This window comes from Pseudomonas sp. NBRC 111130 (genome assembly GCF_001320485.1).
In the GTDB taxonomy this organism is placed as follows: Bacteria; Pseudomonadota; Gammaproteobacteria; order Pseudomonadales; family Pseudomonadaceae; genus Aquipseudomonas; species Aquipseudomonas vlassakiae.
On record NZ_BCBG01000030.1, the window covers coordinates 1 to 26870 of the forward strand.

The window sequence follows — 26870 nt, forward strand, 5'->3', positions numbered from 1 at the left end:
TTGGCTCTTTTTGGCACGTTCCGATTGCTCTAATCGGTTCACCTCATATAGGCTTCGGGCATACTCCTCAATTAGATTCGGTATCGCATCGCTCGGTGCATAGCAGACGTAGCACATACGAACAGTGCATTCGATCAGTGGCCGCATCACGATTTCCGCATCCCAATACGCATGCTGGCGCAACAGCAAATATATCGCGTTAGAGCGGTCGATACAGTAGTCGAAATGACTAGAAGCAAACCGACTCAGCTCTGGGGAGGTGAGGTGAGACTCATAAATTAGATCGGTCATGAGTGAGCCGAATTCATTACCCAGGGCTACATACCGCGAAATAATTTCCAGGGTTAGACTCCTTACCCTCACCCTGCTCGGCAGTGAGGGCATATGAACGCTAAGTTAGTGATTCAGACGGTGATGTGAAATGCGTCTGCGGCCAACACGCTATACGCACTGGAGGACCGGAGATCCGGATACTGTCGACTGCAGAGTGATTCACGCCGTTCGATGCTCGTGGGGGAAATTCCTACCGGCAAAAATTGGTAGTTCATCGTGGGGTGATCCCGGCGAAAAAATAATCGAGGATATACCGATCAAACCGATCCGGTTGGCTGGAGAATCGAGCCCGAATATGTCCTTCTTGGTCCAAGAGTCTAGCGAGAGTGGCATGGATGTCCAACTGCTCATCTTCAAAATCGTGCAGGCCCCAGCGGTGCATTTTCTTGGCTATCGAACGGGGCAAGCCATACTCCTCCAGTTGGTACACGACTTTTGGTAAGAACGCTGAGGAGACCTTAGCAATGAAGAGGCTGACGTCATTGGGCGGCGCGCCAAGTAACTTTTCTTGCAGGGTGCAGATGTCACCCAACAACCCAGGCAAGCGGAAGGTAACAGTTCGTTCCAACTTGAAGAAGTCGTCCACACCAATGTCCAGTGGTTCCATCTGGGTGAGCAGTTCCGGAATGGAGTACCGCCAATTACCGGAAAGGATTTTGATGAATTCGACCACAGTTGTGTACGTAGCGCCCCATGCGCCGGGTTGCAGACGCAGGATCTTATAGAGCAAGCGGTCCCAGTCTTCAGGCCAATCTGAATTCAGATAGCGTAGCCCATTCCATGAGTTGGGGTTGGTACGTAGGTCGGTCACAATGTCTTTGATCACACCGGAGTGTGTCGTCTGAATCGAGTTGCTTTCGCGGATAAATTTGTACCCCTCGTCACCCACCAGATCGACCAGTTCCTCCTTATAGGCCACGATTTTGGCAATCTGATCAGCCGTCAGATCAGACTGAAAGTCCTCTTCATTGGTACTGCCCAGCAGCTCGTCAGGCACCGCCAAGTTAAGATCTGTCGCCGTTTCCACAGGAGGTTTATCGAAAATGTAGATGTTTCCTACGAAATGGCGAAGCATCCTCCCGCCGCGACCGATAATGTTCTTGTAGGAAAAGTCAGTGATCTTGGCGGCGCCTTTGCCACTGCGATTACTCCAGAGCACGACGTTCTGGGCGGAAGTGTTCACCCCTTCGATGATCGATGAGGTGGAAACAATCTGCTGCAAACCTTCGGCTTCTTCAAACAGACGGATCTGCAGCTGACTCAGAGAGCGGTGGAGTTGCCCGTTATGAATGCCGGTGCCTCGTTTCACCAACTGAGTCAATGGCCAGTTGGGGTCGTAGTTTTCGGCCAGCCAGCGGCTGAAATCATCCAGAAGTGGGCTGGAGGCTCGAGGGCTGTCTGCGATCAATAGTGTGGTGATGCGGTTAATATTTGAATATGTACCGGCATAGATCAAAGTCTTTCCTGAGGTCTCCATCAAAATTTTCAGCAGCGCTTCACTTTTCTTTATCTCATCTCCATTGATCTCTTCATGCATATCATACTTCTTCAGGAATACCGTGTTAAAGTTAAGATTGCAGAACTCCATGCCTTTGGTGAACACGCTGTCTTTGATACTGCTGATATTGGGAGCAAGAAAGTAACGCTGCTTGGAGAGCTTGCTGAGCCTAAGGATGGTCTTCAGCAAGGCGGGCGACCGCTCTTTGTCCAGCACATGGCTGGCTTTGTAGAATTCGTCAATGACCAGAATGTCCAGCGCTTCCAGCTTTTCCGCGTACTGAATAGCGCGCTCCGGAGGAAAGATCAATATATTCCTCTCGGCCAGCGACTGATCCGCTGTGGTGATGATCTTGTAGGCTGTACCAAATTTCACTTGCAATCTGCGCCTAGTCTCATCCGTCAGAGCGATGGTTGGGACAATAATCGCGATGTTTTTCGGCTGTTTTATGGAAATGAAAGAGTCAATGACGAAGCTCTTACCGAAACTGGTCGGAGCACTTACGGCGATGCTCTGGCCGTCCAAGAGTTTGCGCAGTAAAAAGGATTGTTCGCGGTGCATGGTGATCTTTTCAGGATCACCGACATCCACCTTGAACGCCTCATGGACCAGCCGGTCCTGCCAAGACGACGACCCCAATTCTAGGTAGGGGTACAGTCCGGCCCTGCGGATGAGGTGATTCACAAGTGGTGAAAACGGGGTATTGGACGTCTTCAGTTCATGAAGCAATTTGATCAATTCGTCGCGAGCGGAATCCTCATGCCCACTTTCCATGAGGTTGTTGATGTGGTGGCACTGGTCAAACGCATCCATGCTATTCATCTCGTAAAAACTCAACCCGGGAAACAAACTTGTCGACGATGGGGGCTTTCTGAGGCACCGGGAACAGAATGATGTGGAATTTTATTTCGGCGTATAGATGGATTTTTTCACTCAGCTGCTCAATTTGTTTCCGGATATAAGACATCGCTCGCTGCTGGTGAAATTCCAGAATTTGCGCGCGATATTCGTCGCTGAACACAGTGGCGGCGTTCGTGATCGCACATTCGTGCAGCATTAGGATCGGAATATTGAGTTTGGGCTTCAGCCCGTCAATCGATTGCTGATTGGAGAGGGCATTCTTAATTCGCTGAGTCAGTCCGGGATCCAGACATAGGTCATCCAGATCGCAAACATTGGTAATAATGCTATTCTCTTTCTTCAGCTTCGCCGTTTGCAGTGAATTTTCCACCGAGCTGATAATTGACGCCAGTCGAGCATCTTCGATGCTGGTATAGAACTTGGCTTCGCCAAACCATATGCTGAAGTCATCGTCATTCACAACGATATGCACGCTGTCAGCGCCTTTGGCGTTGTCTTGACTATTCTGCTTGTAGAAAATCTTAGGAACCACTGGAAGTGCGGCAAACTGGTGCTTCATGATGCCGTAAAGCACAATCTCTGCAAGCTCGCTGCCACGGCCTATGTCGCCTTCCTTATCCGTCAATCGCAAATTTCGGGCGGCGGCCCGAAGCAGTGATGAAGGCTTTTCGCCAAGACTCTCCCGCTCTCGTTGAGATAACGAAGTTTCAGCAATATTGTCCCAGATGAAGTCTTGAAATTTGGAGTAGCGCCATTTGCCATCTTCGTAGTCGTTGACGAGGCTCAGCACCTTTTTCTGGGCGGTTTTGGCAGATGTCTCGCCGAGCTTCAAATCGTTGAAGTGGCAGTCCAACAGTATGCAGAAGTCCATTTCCAATCCAAATCAAGATGGCATATTGCCTGCATTGTGTGAGCGTAGGTAACTCACGTCAACCCGGCCTGAAGGCAACAGAGCCCGAAAATGGGTTCAAGTCGCTGCGGTACGTTCCCCTTGCCCATCGGCCTTGAATGCTATCGTCCGCTTGAGGCTGTTTTAGACGTGCATGCGCGTCTTGAAGCCTACAATCAAAGGTTTCCCATGGAGCGGTTCATTCAAGCTTAGTATCGAGATCACCAGAGACGTTGATACACCTTTGTCCGCGCGTCAGCGACTGACGGCAAGGATGTCGAGTGACTACTTCTGGCCGATAGCGTCCTCGGAACGATAGCTTTTCGTCGTTGGCTGTCGCGTACCATAGCTGGAGAACCGAGCCACTGATATCAGGCCAGCATGAAATGCGGTTACGCACTGAGGGCAATCTGTCCCAGTCCTGCTTTCACCCATCTATCAAATGCCTGGCGATCCCGGATGCCAGGATAGTTTTAGAGATAGACGGCTACTCATTTATAAAAAAATATAGTTGAATCATATAGTTAAGATTATTTTCGACTCCTGGTGCCGCACCATACGCAATATTCAAAAGGCTCACCGAAAGGTGGGCCTTTTTTGTTTTCAGTCCCCGAAAGCCCACGTGAGTCAGTGCAGTCCCTGTGAGCGGCCTCATGTCGCGAAGGGCAGCAACGCGGCCCCGGCAATCTTGACTAAAACCTACACCTTGAACTGACCCAGCACACCCAATCAGGCCGCTCGCTGTTCCAACGTTTCCCAATCCAAACAAGCGAGCGCCAAAGTAAGTGGCACCGCTTCCCGACCACTACTGTAGCGGCTGATGCTACGTGCACTCACGCCCAGCGCTTCGGCAGCCTGGTCGAGCGTCATCCGATGCCGTAGGCGCCAGCGAATGAATAACCGGGTGTTCTCATCAGGAGCAGTTTGCGCGAGCGCATCCAGCAACAGGGTGTCGGCACCGATCTGAATATCCAACTTCGGCCACTCCACCGACCATCCACCGTCACCCAAAACCACCCCATCGAACGCTTTTCGCTTGGCCAGTGGTGCCAGCCCCGGATACGCCTTGAGCGCCTCGCTCATATCCAGGATGAAGTGTTGACCATTGGTAAAAGTAAGCTCTAGACGGGAGCCTGATCGAGGCTCAACCGCCCGCAAGCGGGGACGTTTCATCGAATCGCCAAATTGGCGGTACAACAAGAAGCGAATCCATGACCTCGTAGATGCAGCAAAAGGTTGATCTCGATCAAACCGGGTAGGGGTGGCGGGCATAGGCTGGGGTCGAACGGCTAGCGCTGGAGGCGTGCCATGGCCAGGAAATTTCCACAGAACCCAAGCCACCCCGAGCGAATCTGCTGGGGGTGTGACCTGTATTGCCCGGCCAAGGCCCTCGCCTGCGGCAATGGAGCGGAGCGGACGATGCATCCTGCGGAGCTGTTTGGCGAGGATTGGAAAAGCTTCGACAGAACACTGGGGCTTGCCGACGATGGGCGGCACCGCGCGACGAGTGGCGAAGATTGAAAATCAGCAGGTTGGCATAATGGCATCGCCAGCAATTAATCCCATCCGCCGTTGTGAGCCCCTGTGCAATGAATGCCGAAATCCGTTACTCGATCATCCTGGAACACAACGCCGAAGTGCTGCTTGCCAATGCCTCCATGGCGCAGGTCGAGGCGTTCTGGGATGCCAACGACTCCCGCTATTTTGGCTTGCACATGGAAGACCCGTGCGGCTCGCATGTACGCGTCATGGTCACTGATGAAATGCCAGAGGACGAGTAGCCTTGCGCATGGCTTGTGGGAGCGGCTTCAGCCGCGAAGCAGGCACTGCGGTGGATGGCACGGGCTTCGCCCGTGTTCGCGGGCAAGCCCGCTCCCACAGGGATCGCGTCGACTTCAAGGTCTGTACATTACAGTTGCCCCCGACAAAGTGGGGCCGCTTGGTGGCCCCAACTGATCAGAACGCGGTGCTGACCGTCAGCGACATGTTGCGCGGGTCACCGTAGATCGCCCCGGCATAGAAGCCGTACTGGGTGTAGTAGTGCTTGTCGAAGACGTTGTCGACATTGAGGCTCACCGTGGTGTCATCCGTCAGCTGGTACTTGGCCATGGCATTCCAGATCGCATAACCAGACCAGTTCACGTCGGTCGCCCCGGCACTCACGCCGTTCACCGGCTGCCCTGCCGGGCTGGAAATTGCGCGGATGTTGGTCTGCGCCTTCACCCCTGCCCCCAGGGTCAGGCGATCCAGCGAGCCAGACAGACGATAGGTGGTCGAGGCCTTGAACAGGTGCGACGGGTCGCTGCGCCCGTCGCTGTCGACGCGGCGGAAATGCAGGTAGGTATAACCGGCATACACGTTCCAGTTCGGCGTCAGCGCACCGGCAATTTCCAGGTCGATACCGTCCGTTTCCTGGCCGGTGCCAGCCTTGTAGGCATCACCACCGGTTGGCGTGGTCAGGCCGTCGTCGAGCACCGCCTTGTTCTGCTGCTTGGTGCGGAAGTATGCCGCCGAGGCGTTCAGGCGCCCGTCCAGCCACTCGCCCTTGATACCGGTCTCGTAGCTCTGGCCGCGAATCGGCTCGACCTTGGTGCCGCTTTCGGTCTCGGCCGTCTGCGGGTTGAAGATGTCGGTGTAACTGGCATACAGCGAGTAGGTGTCGTTGAGGTCGTACACCGCACCCAGGTAGGGGGTGACGATGCCGTTGTTCTGCTGGTTGCTGCGCACGCCGGCGACACTGTTGGTGGTCGCCGAATAATCGGTGGTGCGCACGCCGACGATCACTGACAGCGGGTCGGTAATGCTCAACCGGGTGGCGGCGTACATGCCCTGCAAACGGGTGGTGGTCTTGCTGTGGCGGCCGGTGCGCGAGGCAATCATGTCGTAGTCGCTGTCCACGCCGTTGTGCCAATCGGTCAGCGGGAAACCGTTGTTGGCGCGGAACTGGCAGCCCACCGAGGGTGCGCTGACGCGGTCGTCGCTGACCATGTTGCAGCTGTATTCCGGCGACCAGGCCACGGTACGGCTGTCGTTGTAGCCAACCATCGCCTGATGGGTGCGGCCAAACAGCTGGAACGGGCCGGACAGGTCGATCTGCGCGGACTGCTGGCTGGTGTCACTGGAGCTGTGCAGGCCGTTGAGCACCGCGCCGCTGCCATCCTGGTCCCAGTAGCCGCCGTAACTGCCACGCCCGGCCGAATTGACCTTGGCCAGGCCGCGGTGGTTGAGCACTTCGGCCGTGCTCTGGGCCGCCTTGAGGTCGAGGGTCCAGTCGTTGTCGAAGCGGTGCTCCAGCGAGCCAAAGGCGGTGCGAGTGGTGTATTCGCCGAAGCTCCAGCTCGGCACCACGTTGGTGCTGCGTGGCAAGTCGGTCTTGCTGCCGTCCTTGTACCAGATCGGGATGTTGGCGCCCCAGCCGCCACCGACCACCTTGTTGTATTCGTACTGGTAACCGGCGCCAATCGTGGTGGCATCGTCGATGTCGAATTCGAAGTTTGCCAGCGCCGCACGCGAACGCTCGGACTGGTTGTCGCGGAACGAGTTGGCGTCGCCCTGGGTCATCACGAAACGTGAACGCAGGCGGCCATCTTCGGACAGCGGCAGGTTGAGGTCCGCACCCAGGCGGCGTTTGTCCCAACTGCCGTAGGTGGCGTAGGCGCTGCCGCCGAAGGTTTTAGTCGGGGCCTTGCGGATCAGGTTGACGGTGGCCGACGGGTCGCCAGTGCCACCGAGCAGGCCGTTGGCGCCGCGTACGATGTCGATGCGTTCGTACAGGTCCATGTTCAGCGCGTTGCCGCCGCCGCTGAAGTCGGAACCGCCCTGGAACTGCAGGCCATCGACCTTCCAGTTGCTGATCGAGTAGCCACGGGCACGGAAGTCAGTGCGCCCACCCACTTCGGACTTGGTGGCGCTCACGCCTGGCGTGGTGTCCAGCGCCTGCTCGATGGAGTGCACATCGCGGTCGTCCATCTGCTGGCGGGTGATGGTGGTGACCGATTGCGGCGTCTGCCGTGGGGTCAGCTGCAGGCCGGTGGAACTGCGGGTGCTCTCCACCGTGTAGCCGAGCTGGCCGGTTTCGTCTGCCGATACCAGCGCACTGTCCTCGATCTGCGTGGCCTCCAGTTCCAGCGGCTGGCTTTCGGCAGCCAGGGCGCTGCCACTGATGGCGACGGCAATGAAGAAGGCAAGCGGGTGCAGGCGGCTACCGCCCCGGACAACAGGAGTGAAGTCGTTCATGGCGCTCTTGAGGCTCATTTGGGAAGGTTTCGTATTCGCAGATGATTTTTTGTTACGATTCTAGGGATCCGCCCTTTGGGCTCCATACCCGGCTTGTACCGGGATGTAATTGAACGTAACGAGCGCTGCCGGCCCTCCCGAACAGGTGTTTTTCCGATGAGCACGACCTTGCTGGTTGTCGACGATGACGACGAGATCCGCGAACTTCTTTGCGATTACCTTACCGATGCCGGCTACACCGTACTGGCGGCAGCAGACGGTGAAGGCATGCGCGAGCAGCTGGCCGCGAGCAAGGTCGACCTGGTGGTGCTCGACCTGATGCTGCCTGGCGAGGATGGCTTGAGCCTGTGCCGCCAGTTGCAGGCGACGGCGGGCCTGGCGGTGATCATGCTGTCGGCCAAGGGCAGCACGCTGGACCGCATCATCGGCCTGGAAGTGGGTGCCGACGACTACCTGGCCAAGCCTTTCGAACCGCGCGAGCTGGTCGCCCGCAACGCCTGGATACTCCAGCCGAAGAGCCAGCGGCCGAAGCCCAGCATTTCGCAGGCTTCAGCATCGACCACGCCAAACGCCTGCTGACCCGCCCCGACGGCGAAACCCTCACCCTGCCCCGCTCCGATTACCGCGTGCTGCGTGAACTGCTGGAGGCCAACAACCGGGTGGTCTCGCGTGATCAGCTGACACGCAGTGCGTTTGGCCGCGACCACCACCCCGATGATCGCTCGGTGGACATGTGTATCAGCCGCCTGCGCCAGCAACTGCGCCGTGCACCGGCCGGCGATATCCAGATCCTGACCATCCGCAACGAAGGCTACCTGCTAAGCCTCGGCCGTGCCGAGGCCGGGGGCTGAAATGCCTTGGCTCCGTCGCCTGTGGCCGCGCACGCTGTTTGGCCAGCTACTGCTGATCATGGTCAGCGGCACGCTGGTGGTCCAGTTGATGTCGAGCAGCATCTGGTTCGATGTGCGTTTCGCCCAGGTGCTCGAGGCACCGATCCGGCTCATGGCCGCACGCAGTGCTCCACTGATTGCCCAGGCCAATTGCCACACGCAAGACCTGCAGGTGCCCGCGCACTACCAGTTGCGTTGCGCCGAGAACCAACCTGTGCAGCAGGAGGATCAGCCGCGCGGGCGCCGGCGCGTCGAACTGTTGCTGCAACAGGCGCTCAAGTACGAACTGGGCCATGCCCAGGCAGTGCGCCTGCTGAAGGTGCAACTGACCGACGAACAGGGTCAGCCGATCGTCTGGCGCAGCCTGTTCGGCCTGCGCACCGCCCAGGCGCATATCCAGTTCGCCGTGCCGTTGCCCGATGGCCATTGGTTGAGCATCGACGGGCAGGAGCTGCAGGGCTGGAGCGGCGAGTCGGCGTGGGTACTGATCAGTGACTACCTGCTACGGGTCTATGCGCTGCGCATCGTCGCCGTGCTGCTGGTCTGCCTGATCGCAGTGCGCCTGTGCCTGCGCCCGTTGCGGCGCCTGGCCGACGCGGCGCGTGGGCTGGGCAGCAACCTGGAACAGCCAGCGCTGGCCCTGGACGGCCCCGAGGAAGTGCGCCAGGCCGCGCTGGCCTTCAACGCCATGCAGCAACGGCTGATCGCCATGGTCAAAGACAAGGCCCATTTCCTGGCCGCCGTGTCCCACGACCTGCGCACCCCGCTGACGCGCATGCGCCTGCGCCTGGAGCGCTTGCCGGACGATGAGCAGCGCGAACGCCTGCGGCAGAATATCACCCAGATGGACAACATGATCGGCCAGGTGCTGGATTACCTGCGCGCTGGCGAGCAGCAAAACCTTCAGCAGGTCGACCTCGACCGCCTGGTGGCGCGGCTGTGCGCGGACCTTGCCAGCAGCGCGGAACCACTACCTGTAGATGGCAAGGCTGGTAGCCTGCGGGGCGATGCCCTGTTGTTACAACGCTGCCTGCAGAATCTGGTGGTCAATGCCCTGCGTTACGCCAGGCAGGTTTCGGTGACGCTGGAAACCACCATCACTGGCGTTTACATCCACATCGACGACCGCGGCCCCGGCATCGCGCCCGGCCTGCTAACCACCATCACCGATCCGTTCGTGCGTGGCGAAGGGTCACGCAATCAGGCTTCCGGGGGCTATGGGCTGGGGCTGAGCATCGCCCAGCGCATCGCCAGCAGCCATGGCGGCGAATTGCTGCTGCACAATCGCGAAGGCGGCGGTTTGCGCGTCAGTGTCTTGCTGCCCCGATGATCCAGCCCCTCACGCCCAGGTAATAGTCTTTTACCAAAACCCCAGGTTTTCCCGACCTGGGGTTTGCCTATCCTAGGCCGCGTCATCCAGCCTGCGATGGACCCATGAAAGATTCGCTCCCCAGCCGTTATGCCTGCCTGGCCCTGTGCCTGCTGTTCACCTTCGCCAGCATTCCGTTTCTTGCCCAGCACAGTTGGCTCTGGCCGCTGACGGTGGTGACCGCCCTGCTCAGCCTGGTCGGCCTCAACGACCTGCGCCAGAGCCACCACGCGGTGCGGCGCAACTACCCGATCCTGGGCAACATCCGCTACCTCATCGAGACCATCCGCCCCGAGATCCGCCAGTACCTGATCGAAGGTGACGACGACAAGCTGCCGTTCTCCCGTTCGCAGCGCTCGCTGGTGTATGCCCGGGCCAAGAACGAGAGCGCCGAGAAAGCCTTCGGCACGCTCAACGATGCCTACAAGCCCGGCTTCGAATTCATCAGCCACTCGATGCTGCCGGTCGCCACACCCGACCCGGCATCGTTCCGCATTGCCATTGGCGGGCCGCAATGCCGCCAGCCCTACTGCGCGTCGATCTTCAACATTTCGGCCATGAGCTTTGGCGCGCTCAGTGCCAACGCGATTGCCGCACTCAACCAGGGCGCACGCCTTGGCCGCTTTGCCCATGATACGGGCGAGGGCAGCATCAGCCCTTACCACCGCGAGCATGGCGGCGACCTGATCTGGGAGATCGGCAGCGGCTACTTCGGTTGCCGCACCGAAGACGGCCACTTCGACGCGCAACGCTTCGCCGAACAGGCGCGCAGCCCGCAGGTGAAGATGATCGAACTGAAGCTCAGCCAGGGCGCCAAGCCCGGCCATGGCGGGATTCTGCCGGCACACAAGGTCAGCCCGGAAATCGCAGCCACCCGCGGTGTGCGCGTAGGCGAAGACTGCATCTCGCCCGCCGCGCACAGTGCGTTCCGCACCCCGACAGAGCTGCTGCACTTCATCGCCAGCCTGCGCGAGCTGTCGGGCGGCAAGCCGGTGGGCTTCAAGTTCTGCCTGGGCCACCCGTGGGAGTTCATGGGCATCGCCAAGGCCATGCTGGTTACCGGCATCACCCCGGACTTCATCGTCGTCGACGGCAAGGAAGGCGGCACTGGCGCGGCGCCTCGGGAGTTCAGCGACAACATGGGCGTGCCGATGCGCGAAGGCCTGATGTTCGTGCACAACACCCTGGTCGGCCTGAACTTGCGCTCGAGTATCCGCATCGGCGCGGCGGGCAAGATCGTCAGCGCCTTCGATATCGCCAGCGTGCTGGCCATCGGCGCCGACTGGGTCAACTCGGCCCGTGGCTTCATGTTCGCCATCGGTTGCATCCAGTCGCAGAGCTGCCACACCAACAAGTGCCCGACCGGTGTCGCCACCCAGGATGCTTTGCGCCAGCGTGCGCTGGTGGTGCCCGACAAGGCCGAGCGCGTGGCCAGCTTCCATCGCAACACGTTGCATGCCCTGGCCGAAATGCTCGCTGCCGCAGGCCTTGAACACCCTTCGGAACTCAAGCCCAAGCACCTGGCGCGGCGTATCAGCACCAGCGAGATCAGCCTGTTTTCCGACCTGCACCAGTTCCTCAGGCCTGGCGAATTGCTCAGTGGCTCGATCGAAAGCGAGTTCTATGCACGGATGTGGCGGATGGCGCGCAGTGACAGCTTTGCGCCGGAGACAGGCGATGTACCGGCCGCGCCGGCTGCCGCCAGCGTACGCCGCAAAGAAACAGCCCCGGCATAGGCCGGGGCTGCTCGTAACGAGTGGTCAGGATCAGAAGATGCTGATCGGGTACTCGACGAATACGCGGACTTCGTTGCCGTCGTCGAAGTAGCCGTTCTGTTGTACCGCGTTGTTGGTGCGCACCCAGGAACCGCGCAGCTTGACCGACAGGTCCTTGGCCGGGCCGTCCTGAACCACGTAGCGTAGCTGGTTGAAGATTTCGCGCTCTTTACCTTCGCCAAAGCCGTGGGTGTTGATGTTGTCACCCGCCACGTAGGCGATCTTGTAGGTCAGGCCCGGCATGCCGAAGGCGCCGAAGTCCAGGCCGTAGGCGAGCTGCCAGGAGCGCTCGTCTTCGGCGTTGAAGTCGGACCAGTAGGAGTTGGCCAGGTAGATGGTCGAACCACCGTCACCCACGCCACCGCGGTCCTGGTACCAGCCGTAGTTGTAGCCAGTGCTGCCGGTGCTGCGCTGGTGCGCCAGGGTCACCGAGTGCGGGCCAAAGGCGTAGGTGGCCGCCAGGCTCCAGATGGTGTTTTCGTCACCGGTCAGCTCGGCTTTCTGCACGTACTTGCTGTTGATGTCCGACTTGTAGCCGTTGAAGTCCAGGGTCAGGGACTGGTCAACCGCGATCGGGAAGACGTAGTTCATGCCCAGGTAGTGCTTCTTCATCACGTCTTCGATGTTCGACGTGTAGGCGGAAGCGGTGAAGTTGTTGGTGAACTTGTAGCTGCCACCGAACACATCGATCGACTTCAGGTGGCCGCTGTCACGCCCTTCGGCGCTCTTGCGAGCTTCCTCGGTGAAGTGACCGGCATTCAGCTCCAGGCCTTCGATTTCCTTGGAGGTGATGAATGTACCGGTGTAGCTCTCGGGCAGCAGGCGGCTGTCGTCGTACTGCAGCACTGGCAGCTCAGGCATCATGTCACCGTACTTGAGCACGGTGTTGGAGACGCGGAACTTGATGGCAGCGCCACCACGGGCCAGGTTGTGCGGCGAATTGGTCGGTGCGGTGTCGCTGGGCTTGAAGAAGTCGACGCCGGCCGCGCCATTACGGCCCTTGCCGCCATCCAGGCGCAGTGCGTACAGGCCGAAGGCGTCAACGCCCACGCCCACGGTGCCCTGGGTGAAACCGGAGGAGAACTTGCCGATGAAGGCCTGGCCCCATTCGCTCTGGTCGTTCTTGCCGTGCTTCTTGTCGCGGTTGATATAGGCGTTGCGCAGCAGAATGTTGGCGTGGCTGTCCTCGAGGAAGCCCTTGCTGTCGGCCTGATCGTTGGCCTGGGCCTGGGTCGCGGCGATCATCGCCAGGGCGACCAGGCTGATCCTGGTTTTCAACATGTTGTTTTCCTTATTTCTAAATCAAAAACGCTTTGCACTATTACGCCAGGAACCAACGCCCCTTCGTAGGTTCGACGCTATGCGGATCCGAACTGAAAGGCCCGCCGACAATGGTGTGGCGGGCCTTTCGCAGCAGCATGGCCATGGGTGGCCAGCAAGCGTTGGCCGAATCCTAGCCGTGGGCGATTACAAATGTCAAAAAGTCGTGAATTGCAGGTTGTTATAACCAAAATCGAGCGCTTGCCTGGTGCATTTCCATGCCTGTTTAGCAAGACGAAAGGCAATTTCGCCTTTGTATGATTTGCCGGATTGACCGATCAGGTAAGTCCGAACCATTGGGTCCCGCCTTTGCGAGCCCGCAAACGAAAACGCCACCGCAATTGCGGTGGCGTTATTCATGGGTCGGGCTCCTGCCCTGGTCAGTGCCAGACCCCCAGCAGCGCTTCCAGCTCAGCGTCGCTTATCAGCCCTTGAGGGTAGCGGCCGTCAAGCAGACGTCGTGGGTCGGTCGTCCTGACCCGTTTGCCTCCATGGTGTTTCAACCACTGCGCCACAACCCTGAGCGATTGGTGATTGACTGCCGATGGGCGCAAAGCCGTCTCACTTGCTGCGTTCATGTCCACACGTACTCCCTGGCCCGTGAGCGGCTAATTTACGTCTTGATTGTTACAGAACGGTGTGCCCGGTCTGCGTGGGTAACCCCCTGAAAAACAATACAAAACGTATGCCACCGGACCCTCCGCATATCGGCAGGGCAAAAAAAACCCGTCATCTGACGGGCTTTTTCGTGTGGCAGTCGATCAGCGCTTGAGCGGTGCCGGCTGTTGCTGGGTCAGGCAATGAATGTTGCCACCGCCGAGCAACAGTTCGCGGCCTGGGATCATCACCACCTCATGATCCGGGAAGACCTTGGCAAGAATCGCTCTGGCCTGAGCATCTGCCGGATCGTTGAAGCTCGGCGCAATGATGCCGCCGTTGACGATCAGGAAGTTCACGTACGAACCCGCCAGGCGCACCGACGGGTCACGCTCCTGGCTACCGGCCACCTGGTCGACACCGGCGCATTCTTCCTCCGTGGCGAACAGCGGGCCAGGGATTGGCATTTTGTGCACCACAAACTCGCGGCCCTTGGCGTCACGGGTGTTTTTCAGCACCTCGTAGGCGGCGTGGCAACGGGCGTAGTTGGGGTCGTTGGAATCATCGGTCCAGGCCAGTAACACTTCGCCTGGGCTTACGTAACAGCAGAAATTGTCGACGTGGCCGTCGGTTTCGTCGTTGTAAAGGCCATCAGGCAGCCACACGATGGTTTCCACTGCCAAGTGCTCGCGCAGGATCTCTTCGATCTGCTCGCGGTTCAGGTGCGGGTTGCGGTTGCGGTTGAGCAGGCACTCTTCGGTGGTGATCAGGGTGCCTTCGCCATCGACATGGATCGAGCCGCCTTCCAGCACGAAGCCTTCGGTGTGGTAGCGCTGGCACCGCTCCATTTCCAGCACCTTGGCCGCCAGTTCCTCATCGCGGTTCCATGGCGCATAGAGGCCACCGTCGAAGCCGCCCCAGGCGTTGAAGCCCCAATCCACACCACGCACTTCACCGTGGTCATTGATCACGAAGGTCGGGCCGGTGTCGCGCACCCAGGCGTCGTCGTTGCTGATTTCCACCACGCGAATGTTCGGCAGGTCGAGCTGACGACGGGCGTTTTCGTACTGCCCGGCGGAAACGGCCACGGTTACCGGCTCGAAGCGGGCAATGGCCTTGGCCAGGGTGACATGGGCCGCCTGGGCTGGCTTACCGCCCAGGCGCCAGTTGTCCGAGCGCTCCGGCCAGACCATCCAGACCTGGCTTTGCGGCGCCCATTCGGCGGGCATGTGGAAGCCGTCGGCGCGGGGGGTGGAGTTGAGGGTTTTCATGGTTGACCTCTGCAAGGCACTGGGCGATGGATGGCAAATGAATGTGGCATTTCCGACGGTGCAGGATGCTCGCCGCGACTGGCTAACTTATAACCGATACATATCGACTTTAGAAGCCTAAAAATTCATTTTGCCCTGATAGAACCGCAATTTTTACCGATATAGATCGACAAACGGCTCGCCAGAGCCGTTGAGGCTCTTACCTTCGATATAATCGCTTGGCGCAGGCTGCACCAGGATGCCAAAAGGCCTCAAGATGAAATCTGTTTCATCTTTCTGCTCGGGAAGCCGGGCTTGTGGCCGATAACCCAATGTAAAGATGAAATCCGCAGGTAGTCTCATGCTGGCTCGCCGCCAGCCGATCTAGGCTCAGGTTGCAGGGCGGCGGACCTAGAGCGGACCTTTCAAGGTCGGACCATCAGCACACTGACCGAAGAAACCTCCATGAACATCATAGCGACCGAGATACCTGACGTAGTCATCATCGAACCGAAGATCTTCGGCGACAGCCGTGGCTTCTTCTTCGAAAGCTTCAACGCGCGCGAATTCAAGTTACAGACCGGGTTCGACGGCCATTTTGTGCAGGACAACCATTCGCGCTCACAGCGCGGTGTGCTGCGGGGCCTGCATTACCAGATCGACAACCCTCAGGGGAAACTGGTGCGCGTGGTCCAGGGCGAGGTGCTGGACGTGGCCGTGGACATCCGCCGCAGTTCACCGACCTTTGGCCGTTGGGTGGCGCGGCGCCTCACGGCCACTGACCACCTGCAGTTCTGGATTCCACCGGGGTTCGCCCATGGCTTCCTGGTGCTGAGCGAAACCGCCGACTTCCTGTACAAGACCACCGACTACTACAATCCCGCCGCCGAGCGCTCGATCCGCTGGGACGACCCTGATCTGGCCATCGACTGGGGCGTGCAGCAGCCGACCCTGTCGGCCAAGGACCAGGCGGCAGTGTTTTTGAAAGACGCGGACCTGTTTCCATGAGAATGCTCGTCTGTGGCCACCATGGCCAGGTCGCCCTGGCCCTGCAGGCGCAGTTGCGCGGGCTCGGAGAGGTGCACCTGCTTGGCCGCGACCAATTGGACATGGCCAGGCCCGAGTCCCTGCGCGAACCACTGCGGCGCTTGGCCCCGCAACTGATCATCAACGCCGCCGCCCACACCGCAGTGGACCAGGCCGAAAGCGAACCGGACCTGGCCTTCGCAATCAACGCAGAAGGCCCGCGGGTATTGGCCGAAGAAGCGGTACGCCTGGGTGCGCCGCTGATTCACTACTCCACCGACTACGTCTTCGATGGTGAAAAGGCCCTGCCCTACACCGAGCTCGACCGCCCCAACCCGCTAGGCGTCTACGGCCGCAGCAAACTGGCCGGGGAGCAAGCCATCACCGCTGTGGATGGCGAACACCTGATTTTGCGCACCAGCTGGGTCTATTCGCTGTACGGGCGCAATTTCCTGCTGACCATGCAACGCCTGCTGCAGGAAAAACCGCAACTGCGCGTAGTCGACGACCAGATCGGCGCCCCCACCTGGGCCACGACCATCGCCGTCGCCACCCGGCAACTGATCGCCCGTTGGCAAGCCGGGCAACGCGGCGCCTGGGGCACCTATCACCTGACCGCACAAGGCGAGACGTCATGGTTCGGCTTCGCCCAGGCTATCGGCGAACAGCTCAGGGCACGCGGCCTGCCCTGCGCCGAGCTGGTGCCGATCGCTTCCAGCGAATACCCGACCCCAGCGCGTCGCCCGACCAACTCACGCCTGGACTGCTCGCGCCTGGCCGGTGAGTGGGATGTACACCTGCCGCACTGGCAGCAGGCACTGATCGACTGCCTCAAGTAGCGCATAATTGCGCCAGACCCTTCTGGCGCATTGACCCGATGATTGCAAAACCCACGCCCCCACGCCGACCCCGCTGGCGCAGCCTGGCCCTGCTGGCCCTGTGCCTGGCGCCCCTGTTGTGGCCACTGCACCATCTGGCCGAGCGCTACTACCAGGATGAGCTGGCTTCACAGAACCGCCAGACCCTCGACCTGTACGTCGCCAACCTGCTCGGCACCCTGCACCGCTACGAAACCCTGCCGCAGATCCTCGGCGACCTCCCGGCGCTGCGCGGCGTGCTGGCCGACCCGTTCCGCCTCGAAGCCGTCACCAATGCCAACCGCCTGCTCAAGGACATCGTCCACCAGACCGGCGCCGAAGTGATGTACCTGATGGACGTCAGTGGCAATACCCTGGCCGCCTCCAATTGGGACAAACCGGACAGCTTCGTCGGCCGTAACTTCTCTTTCCGTCCGTACTTCATCGAAGCCATGGCCGGCCATTTGGGGCGCTTTTTCGGCCAAGGCACCACCTCGGCCAAACGCGGCTACTTCTTCGCTGCCGCCGTGCGCGACCGCGAGCGTATCGTGGGTGTGCTGGTGGTCAAGGTCGACCTGGACCACACCGAAACCCTCTGGGGCCGCACCCCCGAGCAGCTGTTGCTGACCGACCACAACGGCGTGGTGATCCTCACCTCACGCCCCGAATGGCGTTTTCGCGCCACCCGTGAGCTGACCGACGCCGAGCGCCAGGCGATCATCGCTATCCAGCCCTACCCGACCCAGGCCCCGCAGCCGCTGGTGCTCAACCATGACGCCTGGCTCACCCAGACCCGCGACATCAAGGAAACCGGCTGGCAGGTGAGCATCCTCGCCCCGCGCCAGTTGGTTGATCGCTCGGTGCAGACAGTGATGGCGATTGGCGCTGGCGCTCTGCTGGTACTGATGCTGTTTACCGGCCTGGTGATGCAGCGGCGGCGCCACTACATCGACCGTATCGACTTTGAAGCCCGTGGCCGCCAAGAGCTGGAGTCACGCGTGGCCGAGCGTACTGCGGCCCTCGAAGGCCTCAATGCCCGGCTCAAAAGCGCGGTGCTGGAGCGCGAAAACGCCCAGCAGGAGCTGGTGCGCGCCCAGGATGAACTGGTCCAGGCCGGCAAGCTGTCGGTACTCGGTACCATGTCGGCGAGCATCAGCCACGAGCTTAACCAACCCCTGGCGGCAATCCGCAGCTACGCCGAAAACGCCGAGATCCTGCTCGACCATCAGCGCACCGAGGACGCCCGCGGCAATCTCAAGCTGATTGGCGAGCTGACCGGGCGCATGGCCTCGATCATCGCCCACCTGCGCGCCTTTGCCCGTCGCGACCGCCACGCCCCGGAAAGCGTGGCCCTGCAACCGGCACTGGATGATGCCTTGGCGCTGCTGGCCAAGCGCCGCCGGGCGATGGCCGTGGAGCTGATCCGCGACCTGCCCGAGGCCACCCTGTGGGTGCAGGCCGGCGAAACCCGCCTGCGCCAGGTGCTCGGCAATCTGCTGGCCAACGCCCTCGATGCCCTGACCGAAAAGGCCAACCCGCGCCGCCTGTGGCTGAGTGCCGAGAAGCACGAGGACTGCGTCTACCTGTACATTCGCGACAACGGCCCAGGCTTCAGCCGCCAGGCCCTGGAGCACGCCAAGGAGCCGTTCTTCACCACCAAGACCCGCACCCAGGGCCTGGGCCTGGGCCTGGCCATCTGCGAAAGCCTGATGCGCACGTTGGGCGGTGAACTGCTGCTGGCCAATCACCCTGAAGGTGGTGCCCTGCTCACCTTGCAACTGCGCGTGGCCGCACCCGGCGCTACCTTGCCCACTTCGGAGGACTCCTCGGCATGACGACCGAGCCTAACATCGACAGCCAGGCCCAGGTGATCCTGGTGGATGACGACCCGCACCTGCGCCAGGCCCTGAGCCAGACCCTCGACCTGGCCGGGCTCAAGGTTGTCACGCTGGCTGACGCCCAAGGCCTGGCCGAGCGCATCGAGCCTGATTGGCCAGGCGTGGTGGTCAGCGATATTCGCATGCCAGGCATCGACGGCCTGCAGTTGCTGGAGCAGCTGCACGGCGGCGACAGCGAACTACCGGTGTTGCTGATTACCGGCCATGGCGATGTGCCGCTGGCGGTGCAGGCCATGCGCGCGGGCGCCTACGACTTTCTGGAAAAACCCTTCGCCAGCGACGCCCTGCTCGACAGCGTGCGCCGCGCCCTGGCCGTGCGCCGCCTGGTGCTGGACAACCGCAGCCTGCGCCTGGCCCTGAGCGACCGCCAGCAACTGGCCACGCGCCTGGTCGGCCATTCACCGTCGATGCAACGCCTGCGTGAACAGATCGGCGCCCTGGCGGGCACCCGTGCCGATGTCCTGATTCTTGGTGAGACCGGTGCCGGCAAAGAGGTGGTCGCCCGCGCCCTGCACGACCTGTCAAGCCGCCGCGAAGGTCCGTTCGTGGCCATCAACGCCGGCGCACTGGCCGAGTCGGTGGTCGAAAGCGAGCTGTTCGGCCACGAGCCGGGCGCCTTCACCGGTGCTCAGAAGCGCCGCATCGGCAAGTTCGAGTTCGCCAACGGCGGCACGCTGTTCCTCGATGAAATCGAGAGCATGAGCCTGGACGTGCAGGTAAAGCTGCTGCGCCTGCTACAGGAGCGAGTGGTCGAGAGGCTCGGTGGCAACCAACTCATCCCGCTGGATATCCGCATCATCGCGGCCACCAAGGAGGACCTGCGCACCTCCGCCGACCAGGGCCGCTTCCGCGCCGACCTCTACTATCGCCTCAACGTGGCGCCACTGCGCATCCCCCCGTTGCGCGAGCGTGGGGACGACATCCTGGTGCTGTTCCAGCACTTCGCCGATGCCGCCAGCCAGCGGCATGGCCTGCCGCCCCACAGCCTGCAACCGGCCCAGCGGGCCATGCTGCTGCGCCATGACTGGCCAGGCAACGTGCGCGAACTGCAGAACGCCGCCGAACGCTTTGCCCTGGGCCTGGAGCTGGCCCTGGATGGCCAGGCACCTGCTGCTGCCCCGACGGCGGCGCCAATCCTGCTGGGCAACCTCAGCGAACAGGTCGAGCAGTTCGAACGCTCGCTGATCGCCGCCGAACTGGCCCAACCCCACAGCTCCATGCGCAGCCTCGCCGAAGCCCTCGGCATTCCGCGCAAGACCCTGCATGACAAGCTACGCAAGCACGGCCTGCATTTCGAAGGCGGTAGCAGCGGCAGCGACGACCACGAGGAAAACCGTTCATGAGTGCCGATAGCCAATACCTGCAGTCCGTGCTGCACGGCGACATTCCCCTGACCCGGGAGATGGGCCTGGAAGTCATCGATTGGCAAGCCCAGACCCTGCGCCTGCAACTGCCGCTGGCCGCCAACGTGAACCACAAGAGCACCATGTTCGGCGGCAGCCTGTACTGCGCCGCGGTGCTGGTGGGTTGGGGCTGGCTGCACATGCGTCTGCGCGAACTGGGCATCGATGACGGGCATATCGTCATCCAGGAGGGCCAGATCAGCTATCCGTTGCCAGTGACCGGTACGGCGCAGGCGCGTTGCGCGGCACCAGACGAAAAGACCTGGGAGCGGTTCCTGACGATGTACCAGCGCCGTGGCCGGGCGCGGCTGACGCTGGCGACCACGGTCAGCAACGCTGGCAGCGACGAGCCGGCCGTCACCTTCAGCGGCCAGTACGTCCTGCACCGCTGACAAGGCTGGCGCGATCCCAGTGGGAGATCACCCAGCCCTTCAGGCTGCGCTATCGCGCAGAGAACTGAGTTCGCAAGCGGTCCACATACCCTGTGGGAGCGGCTTTAGCCGCGAAGAATCCAACGCGGTGCATGGCACCGGCTTCGCCGGTGTTCGCGGGTGAACCCGCTCCCACAATGGAGCGTCAGATCAGGCTCAGGAACGCCTGGCGCCAGCTAGCGTTGGCAGGCAGCGCCAGGAAGAACGGATTGAGCAGGGACTCACGCGCCGGGTAGCGGAATGGCTGGCCATCGACCTCGATCACCTCGCCCCCGGCGCCTTCCAGCACACCCTGCGCCGCCGCCGTGTCCCATTGCGAGGTCGGCGCCAGGCGTGGGTAGCAATCGGCGCTGCCCTCAGCCAGCAGGCAGAATTTCAGCGAACTGCCGATATTCGCCAGTTCCAGTTCACCCACAGCAGCACTCAGGCCAGCCAGCAGCGCTTCCTGCTGCGGGCTGGAATGACGACGGCTGGCCACCACGGTGAAGCGGCCACCGGCAGGCGGCGCATTGCGCACTTGAACCGGCTGCACCTGGGCAGCCCCTTCGCAGCGCCAGGCACCGAAGCTGCGGCCACCGAAATAGCAGCGACCGTTGGTCGGCATGGCCACCACGCCAAACACCACCTCGCCGGTCTCGACCAGCGCGATGTTGACGGTGAATTCCTCACTGCCGGCGATGAACTCCTTGGTGCCGTCGAGCGGATCGACCAGCCACCAGCGGCTCCAGCCCTGGCGCTCGGCCAGCGGGATATTACAGTCCTCTTCGGACAGCACCGGAATCTGCGGCGCCAGCGCCAGCAAGCCATCGGCGATGACCCGATGCGCCGCGAGGTCGGCAGCCGTCACCGGCGAGTCGTCGGCCTTGTTGGTCACTGCCACGTCGGCGCGCCAGAACGGCAGGATGGCCTCGCCGGCCTGCTGGGCGAGCTTGACCACTTCGTGCATCAGTTGCAGGTCGTTCATGCTTCGAGCAGCCCCCGCTGGATCAGCAGGTCACGGGCCAGGTACAGCGCCGCCAACGCTCGTCCTTCGGTGAACTGCGGGTGCATGGCCAGGGCCGAGAGTTCGCGCAGGTTGACCTTGTCGACCCGCATCGGCTCCGGCTCGTCGCCCTCCAGGCGCTCCTCGTAGAGGTCGCTGGCCAGCACCACCTGGATCTTCTGGCTCATGTAGCCTGGGGACAGCGACAGCTCGGTCAGATGCTCCAGCTGGCGAGCGCCAAAGCCGGCTTCTTCCTTGAGCTCACGGTCAGCCGCGGCCAGCACGTCCTCACCCGGCTCGATCAGGCCTTTGGGCAGCGACAGCTCATATTCGTCGGTGCCGCCGCAGTATTCCTCCACCAGCACCGCGTGCTCGGCATCGAGCATGGCGACGATCATCACCGCGCCATAGCCGTTGCCTCGGCCAACCAGGCGCTCATAGGTACGCTCGTTGCCATTGCTGAAGCGCAGCTGCACGGCCTCGACCCTGAACAGGCGACTGCTGGCGACGATCTCGCGACTGAGGACGGTGGGTTTCTGGCGCATGGGGCAGCTCCTTGGCGTGAACGCGTTACTATACCGTGGCTTGCCGACTGATCGAGAGTTTCCCATGCCTGTTCTTCCCTGGTCTGCCATCGATACCGTCCTGCTGGACATGGACGGCACCCTGCTCGACCTGCACTACGACAACCGCTTCTGGCTCGACCACCTGCCCCAGCGCTACGCCGAGCTGCACGGGGTCAGCCGGGCCATGGCGGAAATGGAGCTGCAACCGCTGTTCGAACGCAATGCCGGCACGCTCAACTGGTACTGCCTGGACTTCTGGAGCCGCGAGCTGAATTTGCCGATTCGCGAGCTCAAGCGCGAAATCGCCGACCTGATCGCCCTGCGGCCCGATGCCGATACCTTCCTGGCTGCTATCCGCAAGGCCGGCAAGCGCGTGGTGATGATCACCAATGCCCACCGCGATTCACTGTCGCTGAAGCTCGAGCGGGTGGAGTTGGCGCCGTACTTCGAGCGGCTGATCAGTTCGCACGATTACGGCTATCCGAAGGAAAACCCGCAGTTCTGGGACGCCTTGAAGGCGGATATCGGCTTTGATCCGCAGCGCAGCCTGTTCATCGATGACACCTTGGCCATCCTGCGCAGTGCGCGGCGGTTTGGCGTGGGGCACCTGTTGGCGGTGCGCCAGCCGGACAGCAAGGCGCAGCCGCGCGATACCGAGGAATTCGCGGCGGTCGAAGATTACCGGGATTTGCTGGTTGGCCTGTAAGGGCCTCTTCGCGGGCACGCCCGCTCCCACAGGACCAGTGAAAATCCTGTGGGAGCAACTGTCTTGCCCACATGTTAAAAGCTGGCGCCATTCCTGTGGGAGCGGGCGTGCCCGCGAAACTGCCACACAGATCAGTCAGGAATGCGCAGCACCTGCCCTGGGTAGATCTTGTCCGGGTGCTTGAGCATCGGCTTGTTGGCCTCGAAAATCTTGTTGTAATCGGCCTTGCCATACGCCACCACTGCAATCGCTGACAGCGTGTCACCCTTTTTCACGGTAACGAACCTTGCCGCCGCCACGACCGGCCCGGTCACGGTGATCTGATCATCGACGCTGGCCACCCCGGCGATATTGCCGGCAGCAAGAATGATCTTCTCTTTCTCCTCCTGGCTGGCCACCTCGCCCTTGAGAATGACCTTGTCACCCTCTACAGTGGCCGAGATGTTCGGGTTGCCCAGGCCGACACTTTCCACGTGTTTCTTCAGCTGTTCCTCGGCATTGGCATTGCCGGGAGTCAGCAGGTCGATCAACTTCTCGCCGGCTTCCTTCACGAAACTGAACAGGCTCATGACGCGCTCCTTGTTGACGTAAACCTCGGAGCCAGGAGTCTAGGCCAGGATTGCCCTGCCCGCCCCACTGCGACCAATCGACGCGGTCTATCAAGGCATAGACCCTAGCGATTAGACGCGCTCGACACAGCGGCCTAGGCTGGTGCTATCAAACAGCCGCCAACAGTCAGTTTCCCGATGCAAAGCAAACCTCCGGTCTGCGCAGCCTCCATGCCTCTGGCCCTGCCCGCCGCCAGCAATACCTACGACTACGTCCAGCTCAGCGACGGCGAACGCGCCTGCACGCCACTGGCCGAAGAAGTCGCTCTGGCCATTGCCTACAACGGCCTGAACCAGGCGGTCATGCTGGTCAGCCCCACCGACCTGGAAGACTTTGCGGTCGGTTTCAGCGTTGGCAGCGGCATCGTCGAAGGCACTGCAGAAATCTATGACCTGAAGCTTTCGGGCAGCGGCTCGGCGATGTATGCCGACCTGGAGATTTCCAGCCGTGCGTTCTGGAACCTGAAGAACCAGCGCCGCCAGCTGGCCGGTACCAGCGGCTGCGGCCTGTGCGGGGTGGAAGCCCTGGAACAGGCGCTGCCAGAGCTGACCGCTCTGCCTGGCGCGCCGTTGCCGCCGGCGCAATGGCTGGCAGGCCTGCGCGAGCGGATCGATGGGTTCACGCCGCTGGGCCAGCACTGCGGTGCCGTGCACGCTGCGCTGTTCATGAACGCCCAGGGCGAACTGCTGATGGGCCGCGAAGACATTGGCCGGCACAACGCCCTCGACAAGCTGATCGGCGCCCTGCTGCGCCAAGGCATCAGCACTGCCGGCGGCCTGGCCATCGTCACCAGCCGCTGCAGCCTGGAGCTGATCCAGAAAGTGCTGCGCGCCGGCATCCAGACCCTGGTCAGCCTCTCGGCGCCCACTGGCCTGGCCCTGCAATGGGCGCGCAAGCACAACCTCAACCTTATTCATCTGCCCAAACACAGTGCACCGCGGGTCTACAGCCCTGCGGCGGAGTCGTAACAGTCGTGACCTCGTACCAGCAACTCCCTGATAACGCCCCTGCCTCCACCCCTCGTTACCAGCCCTACCACGGCCCCGCCGGTGGTTGGGGCGCGCTGCGCAGCGTAGCCAAGGCCTGGGTCGGCAGCGACAACGCGCTGAAGAACATTCGCGCCCTGCTCAAGACCAACCAGAACGGCGGCTTCGACTGCCCCGGCTGCGCGTGGGGCGACTCGCCCGAGAGCGGCATGGTCAAGTTCTGCGAGAACGGTGCCAAGGCGGTCAACTGGGAAGCGACCAAACGCCGTGTCGACGCGGCGTTTTTCGCTCGCTACAGCGTCAGCGCATTGCTTCAGCAAAGTGACTACTGGCTTGAGTACCAGGGCCGCCTGACCGAGCCAATGGTCTACGACGCACAAACCGATCGCTACCAGCCGATCAGCTGGGATGCCGCCTACGCCCTGATCGCCCGGGAACTGAACAAGCTGGCCACGCCCGACCAGGCCGAGTTCTACACCTCCGGCCGGGCCAGCAACGAAGCGGCTTATCTGTATCAGCTGTTCGTGCGGGCCTATGGCACCAACAACTTCCCCGATTGCTCGAACATGTGCCACGAGGCCAGCGGCGTGGCCCTGAGCCAGAGCGTCGGGGTCGGCAAGGGCACAGTCACCTACGACGATTTCGAGCACGCCGATGCGATCTTCGTCTGGGGCCAGAACCCGGGCACCAACCACCCACGCATGCTCGACCCACTGCGCGATGCGGTGAAACGTGGTGCCCAGGTGGTCTGCGTCAACCCGCTCAAGGAGCGTGGGCTGGAGCGCTTCCAGCACCCGCAGAACCCGCTGGAGATGCTGACCAACAGCGACCGGCCGACCAACACCGCTTTCTTCCGCCCGGCACTGGGCGGTGACATGGCCTTGCTGCGCGGCATGGCCAAGTTTGTCTTGCAGTGGGAGCGCGAAGCCCAGGCCAACGGTGAACCCGCCATCTTCGACCATGTGTTCATCGCCGAACACGGCCATGGCGTGGACGAATACCTGGCAGCGGTGGACGCCACCTCCTGGGAGCACATCCAGGCACAATCCGGCCTGACGCTGACCGACATCGAGCTGGCTGCACGCATGTATTGCCGTGGCAAGCGCGTGATCATGTGCTGGGCGATGGGTATCACCCAGCACCGCCACTCGGTGCCGACCATCCAGGAAATCGTCAACCTGCAGATGCTGCGCGGCAACATCGGCGTGCCGGGTGCCGGCCTGTGCCCGGTACGTGGGCACAGCAACGTGCAAGGCGATCGCACCATGGGTATCAACGAGCGGCCGCCAGTGGCGCTGCTCGATGCCATCGAAAAACGCTTCAACTTCCCGGTGCCGCGACACCACGGCCACAACACCGTGGAGGCGATCCACGCCATGCTCGATGGCCGTTCGAAAGTGTTCATCGGCCTTGGCGGCAACTTCGCCCAGGCCACCCCAGACACCGAGCGTACCGCCAAGGCACTGCGCAACTGCGAACTCACCGTGCAGATCAGCACCAAGCTCAACCGCAGCCACCTGATCCACGGCAAGCAAGCACTGATCCTGCCGTGCCTGGGCCGCACTGACATCGACCTGCAGGCCGACGGGCCTCAGGCTGTCACCGTGGAAGACTCGTTCAGCATGGTTCACGCCTCGAATGGCCAGCTCAAGCCGCTTTCACACCAGATGCGCTCGGAGCCTGCCGTGGTCGCCGGTATCGCGGCCGCCACCCTTGGCAAACACCCGGTGGACTGGCACTGGCTGGTGGCCGACTACGCGCGCATTCGCGACCTGATTGGCGACACCATTGCCGGATTTGCCGGTTTCAATCAGCGCCTTGCCCACCCGGGCGGCTTTTACCTCGGCAACAGCGCCGGCAGCCGTCAGTGGAAGACCAGCACTGGCCGCGCCAACTTCAAGGCCAACCTGCTGCCCGACACCCTGATCGACGAGCGCGTTCGTGCCAGCGGTCAGGTGCCGGACCTGATCATGCAATCGATGCGTTCCCACGATCAGTACAACACCACCATCTACGGCCTGGACGACCGCTACCGAGGCGTGCGCGGCCAGCGCGAGGTACTTTTTGCCAACGAGGCCGACATCATCCGCCTGGGCTTCCAGCCTGGGCAGAAGGTCGACATTGTCTCGTTGTGGGGTGATGAACATGTGCGCCGTGTGCACGGCTTCACATTGCTGGCCTTCGACATCCCGGCCGGGCAGGCGGCGGCGTACTATCCGGAGGTGAACCCGCTGATTCCGCTGGAGAGCATCGGCGACGGCAGCCATACGCCGACCTCCAAATTCGTTGCCATCAAACTGGAACGCGCGCGGGACGACGGCCGTATCCTGTAACGCAAGCGCCTCGGCAAAAACCAAAAAAGCCCTGAACCGCGAGGTCCAGGGCTTT

Annotated in this window: 23 protein-coding genes and 1 pseudogene; 13 read left to right on the forward strand and 11 right to left on the reverse strand. The window is 61.5% G+C overall.

All coding sequences use genetic code 11. From position 1 onward, the window contains the following. The 4 genes from APH33_RS27530 to APH33_RS14945 form a co-directional block, all read right to left on the reverse strand. Positions 1–291: DUF5677 domain-containing protein (locus APH33_RS27530; RefSeq protein WP_218187130.1), on the reverse strand; the 291-nt coding region annotated here is incomplete at its 3' end. Between the two features lie 253 nt (positions 292–544). Next, positions 545–2644, reverse strand: a complete 2100-nt coding sequence (locus APH33_RS14935; protein WP_082433610.1) for a DEAD/DEAH box helicase — start codon at positions 2642–2644, stop codon at positions 545–547. A gap of 1 nt (position 2645) precedes the next feature. Next, complete coding sequence (locus APH33_RS14940) at positions 2646–3563, reverse strand: DUF1837 domain-containing protein (protein WP_054885886.1); 918 nt, start codon at positions 3561–3563, stop codon at positions 2646–2648. Between the two features lie 747 nt (positions 3564–4310). After that, positions 4311–4754 (reverse strand): DUF2442 domain-containing protein, encoded by a 444-nt coding sequence (locus tag APH33_RS14945; RefSeq protein WP_054885942.1) that lies wholly within the window; start codon positions 4752–4754, stop codon positions 4311–4313. Positions 4755–4889: 135 nt separating this feature from the next. Between APH33_RS14945 and APH33_RS14950 the strand changes: the two genes are divergently transcribed. Both APH33_RS14950 and APH33_RS14955 read left to right on the forward strand, forming a co-directional pair. Next, on the forward strand, positions 4890–5102 hold the full coding sequence (locus tag APH33_RS14950) for a DUF3079 domain-containing protein (RefSeq protein WP_054885887.1): 213 nt from the start codon (positions 4890–4892) through the stop codon (positions 5100–5102). A 68-nt stretch (positions 5103–5170) separates the two neighbouring features. Continuing rightward, positions 5171–5362: a hypothetical protein gene (locus APH33_RS14955; protein WP_054885888.1), complete on the forward strand. Its 192-nt coding sequence runs from the start codon at positions 5171–5173 to the stop codon at positions 5360–5362. A 175-nt stretch (positions 5363–5537) separates the two neighbouring features. Here the strand turns inward: APH33_RS14955 and APH33_RS14960 are convergent, their stop codons facing one another. Beyond that, on the reverse strand, positions 5538–7817 hold the full coding sequence (locus tag APH33_RS14960) for a TonB-dependent siderophore receptor (RefSeq protein ID WP_371263253.1): 2280 nt from the start codon (positions 7815–7817) through the stop codon (positions 5538–5540). A gap of 156 nt (positions 7818–7973) precedes the next feature. On the opposite strand from APH33_RS14960, the pseudogene APH33_RS14965 reads away from it, so the two are divergent. From APH33_RS14965 to APH33_RS14975, 3 genes and pseudogenes are all read left to right on the forward strand, one after another. After that, positions 7974–8668: pseudogene (locus APH33_RS14965) on the forward strand (response regulator). A 1-nt stretch (position 8669) separates the two neighbouring features. Next, positions 8670–10037 carry a HAMP domain-containing sensor histidine kinase gene (locus APH33_RS14970; protein WP_054885890.1) on the forward strand — a complete coding sequence of 456 codons (1368 nt, stop codon included), beginning with the start codon at positions 8670–8672 and terminating at the stop codon, positions 10035–10037. Positions 10038–10141: 104 nt separating this feature from the next. After that, complete coding sequence (locus APH33_RS14975) at positions 10142–11812, forward strand: FMN-binding glutamate synthase family protein (RefSeq protein WP_054885891.1); 1671 nt, start codon at positions 10142–10144, stop codon at positions 11810–11812. A gap of 30 nt (positions 11813–11842) precedes the next feature. Here APH33_RS14975 and APH33_RS14980 read toward each other — a convergent pair whose 3' ends face one another. The 3 genes from APH33_RS14980 to aguA form a co-directional block, all read right to left on the reverse strand. Beyond that, positions 11843–13132: an OprD family porin gene (locus APH33_RS14980; RefSeq protein ID WP_054885892.1), complete on the reverse strand. Its 1290-nt coding sequence runs from the start codon at positions 13130–13132 to the stop codon at positions 11843–11845. 195 nt (positions 13133–13327) lie between these two features. After that, positions 13328–13531: a hypothetical protein gene (locus APH33_RS14985; protein ID WP_054885893.1), complete on the reverse strand. Its 204-nt coding sequence runs from the start codon at positions 13529–13531 to the stop codon at positions 13328–13330. A gap of 401 nt (positions 13532–13932) precedes the next feature. Next, positions 13933–15039, reverse strand: coding sequence for an agmatine deiminase (gene aguA / locus APH33_RS14990; protein WP_054885894.1), 1107 nt, complete (start codon positions 15037–15039; stop codon positions 13933–13935). A 444-nt stretch (positions 15040–15483) separates the two neighbouring features. Here aguA and rfbC point away from each other — a divergent pair, with 444 nt between their 5' ends. Genes rfbC through APH33_RS15015 form a run of 5 tightly spaced genes read left to right on the forward strand, consistent with a single transcriptional unit; the run spans position 15484 to position 20594 of the window. Then, complete coding sequence (rfbC, locus tag APH33_RS14995) at positions 15484–16026, forward strand: dTDP-4-dehydrorhamnose 3,5-epimerase (protein WP_054885895.1); 543 nt, start codon at positions 15484–15486, stop codon at positions 16024–16026. Further along, complete coding sequence (gene rfbD / locus APH33_RS15000; RefSeq protein WP_054885896.1) at positions 16023–16883, forward strand: dTDP-4-dehydrorhamnose reductase; 861 nt, start codon at positions 16023–16025, stop codon at positions 16881–16883. Before rfbC ends, rfbD begins: the two co-directional genes overlap by 4 nt. A gap of 38 nt (positions 16884–16921) precedes the next feature. Further along, positions 16922–18736 (forward strand): ATP-binding protein, encoded by a 1815-nt coding sequence (locus APH33_RS15005; RefSeq protein ID WP_054885897.1) that lies wholly within the window; start codon positions 16922–16924, stop codon positions 18734–18736. Further along, positions 18733–20142: a sigma-54 dependent transcriptional regulator gene (locus tag APH33_RS15010; protein ID WP_054885898.1), complete on the forward strand. Its 1410-nt coding sequence runs from the start codon at positions 18733–18735 to the stop codon at positions 20140–20142. Before APH33_RS15005 ends, APH33_RS15010 begins: the two co-directional genes overlap by 4 nt. After that, complete coding sequence (locus tag APH33_RS15015) at positions 20139–20594, forward strand: YiiD C-terminal domain-containing protein (RefSeq protein WP_054885899.1); 456 nt, start codon at positions 20139–20141, stop codon at positions 20592–20594. The genes APH33_RS15010 and APH33_RS15015 overlap by 4 nt, the downstream gene beginning before the upstream one ends. A gap of 184 nt (positions 20595–20778) precedes the next feature. Here APH33_RS15015 and cysQ read toward each other — a convergent pair whose 3' ends face one another. Continuing rightward, positions 20779–21597, reverse strand: coding sequence for a 3'(2'),5'-bisphosphate nucleotidase CysQ (gene cysQ / locus APH33_RS15020; RefSeq protein ID WP_054885900.1), 819 nt, complete (start codon positions 21595–21597; stop codon positions 20779–20781). Then, entirely contained in the window at positions 21594–22160 is a 567-nt protein-coding gene (gene nudE, locus APH33_RS15025; protein WP_015268611.1) for an ADP compounds hydrolase NudE, read from the reverse strand. The genes cysQ and nudE overlap by 4 nt, the downstream gene beginning before the upstream one ends. 64 nt (positions 22161–22224) lie before the next feature. On the opposite strand from nudE, the gene yrfG reads away from it, so the two are divergent. Continuing rightward, positions 22225–22887 (forward strand): GMP/IMP nucleotidase, encoded by a 663-nt coding sequence (yrfG, locus tag APH33_RS15030; protein WP_054885901.1) that lies wholly within the window; start codon positions 22225–22227, stop codon positions 22885–22887. Positions 22888–23018: 131 nt separating this feature from the next. Here yrfG and lysM read toward each other — a convergent pair whose 3' ends face one another. Further along, positions 23019–23456: a peptidoglycan-binding protein LysM gene (lysM, locus tag APH33_RS15035; protein ID WP_054885902.1), complete on the reverse strand. Its 438-nt coding sequence runs from the start codon at positions 23454–23456 to the stop codon at positions 23019–23021. Between the two features lie 177 nt (positions 23457–23633). On the opposite strand from lysM, the gene fdhD reads away from it, so the two are divergent. Continuing rightward, positions 23634–24464 (forward strand): formate dehydrogenase accessory sulfurtransferase FdhD, encoded by an 831-nt coding sequence (gene fdhD / locus APH33_RS15040; RefSeq protein WP_054885903.1) that lies wholly within the window; start codon positions 23634–23636, stop codon positions 24462–24464. A gap of 5 nt (positions 24465–24469) precedes the next feature. Next, positions 24470–26815, forward strand: coding sequence for an FdhF/YdeP family oxidoreductase (locus tag APH33_RS15045; RefSeq protein ID WP_054885904.1), 2346 nt, complete (start codon positions 24470–24472; stop codon positions 26813–26815). The last annotated feature ends 55 nt before the right edge of the window (positions 26816–26870 follow it).

Excerpts from the sequence above, each read along its gene's own strand:
- APH33_RS14980 (WP_054885892.1), bottom strand. The coding sequence starts at position 13,132 with ATGTTGAAAACCAGGATCAGCCTGGTCGCCCTGGCGATGATCGCCGCG.
- APH33_RS14975 (WP_054885891.1), top strand. The coding sequence starts at position 10,142 with ATGAAAGATTCGCTCCCCAGCCGTTATGCCTGCCTGGCCCTGTGCCTG.
- APH33_RS14955 (WP_054885888.1), top strand. The coding sequence starts at position 5,171 with ATGAATGCCGAAATCCGTTACTCGATCATCCTGGAACACAACGCCGAA.
- cysQ (WP_054885900.1), bottom strand. The coding sequence starts at position 21,597 with ATGAACGACCTGCAACTGATGCACGAAGTGGTCAAGCTCGCCCAGCAG.
- APH33_RS14945 (WP_054885942.1), bottom strand. The coding sequence starts at position 4,754 with ATGAAACGTCCCCGCTTGCGGGCGGTTGAGCCTCGATCAGGCTCCCGT.
- APH33_RS14970 (WP_054885890.1), top strand. The coding sequence starts at position 8,670 with ATGCCTTGGCTCCGTCGCCTGTGGCCGCGCACGCTGTTTGGCCAGCTA.
- APH33_RS14940 (WP_054885886.1), bottom strand. The coding sequence starts at position 3,563 with ATGGACTTCTGCATACTGTTGGACTGCCACTTCAACGATTTGAAGCTC.
- rfbC (WP_054885895.1), top strand. The coding sequence starts at position 15,484 with ATGAACATCATAGCGACCGAGATACCTGACGTAGTCATCATCGAACCG.
- APH33_RS15010 (WP_054885898.1), top strand. The coding sequence starts at position 18,733 with ATGACGACCGAGCCTAACATCGACAGCCAGGCCCAGGTGATCCTGGTG.
- yrfG (WP_054885901.1), top strand. The coding sequence starts at position 22,225 with ATGCCTGTTCTTCCCTGGTCTGCCATCGATACCGTCCTGCTGGACATG.
- aguA (WP_054885894.1), bottom strand. The coding sequence starts at position 15,039 with ATGAAAACCCTCAACTCCACCCCCCGCGCCGACGGCTTCCACATGCCC.
- APH33_RS15015 (WP_054885899.1), top strand. The coding sequence starts at position 20,139 with ATGAGTGCCGATAGCCAATACCTGCAGTCCGTGCTGCACGGCGACATT.
- fdhD (WP_054885903.1), top strand. The coding sequence starts at position 23,634 with ATGCAAAGCAAACCTCCGGTCTGCGCAGCCTCCATGCCTCTGGCCCTG.
- nudE (WP_015268611.1), bottom strand. The coding sequence starts at position 22,160 with ATGCGCCAGAAACCCACCGTCCTCAGTCGCGAGATCGTCGCCAGCAGT.
- APH33_RS14960 (WP_371263253.1), bottom strand. The coding sequence starts at position 7,817 with ATGAACGACTTCACTCCTGTTGTCCGGGGCGGTAGCCGCCTGCACCCG.
- APH33_RS14950 (WP_054885887.1), top strand. The coding sequence starts at position 4,890 with ATGGCCAGGAAATTTCCACAGAACCCAAGCCACCCCGAGCGAATCTGC.
- APH33_RS14985 (WP_054885893.1), bottom strand. The coding sequence starts at position 13,531 with ATGAATAACGCCACCGCAATTGCGGTGGCGTTTTCGTTTGCGGGCTCG.
- lysM (WP_054885902.1), bottom strand. The coding sequence starts at position 23,456 with ATGAGCCTGTTCAGTTTCGTGAAGGAAGCCGGCGAGAAGTTGATCGAC.
- APH33_RS14935 (WP_082433610.1), bottom strand. The coding sequence starts at position 2,644 with ATGGATGCGTTTGACCAGTGCCACCACATCAACAACCTCATGGAAAGT.
- APH33_RS15005 (WP_054885897.1), top strand. The coding sequence starts at position 16,922 with ATGATTGCAAAACCCACGCCCCCACGCCGACCCCGCTGGCGCAGCCTG.
- rfbD (WP_054885896.1), top strand. The coding sequence starts at position 16,023 with ATGAGAATGCTCGTCTGTGGCCACCATGGCCAGGTCGCCCTGGCCCTG.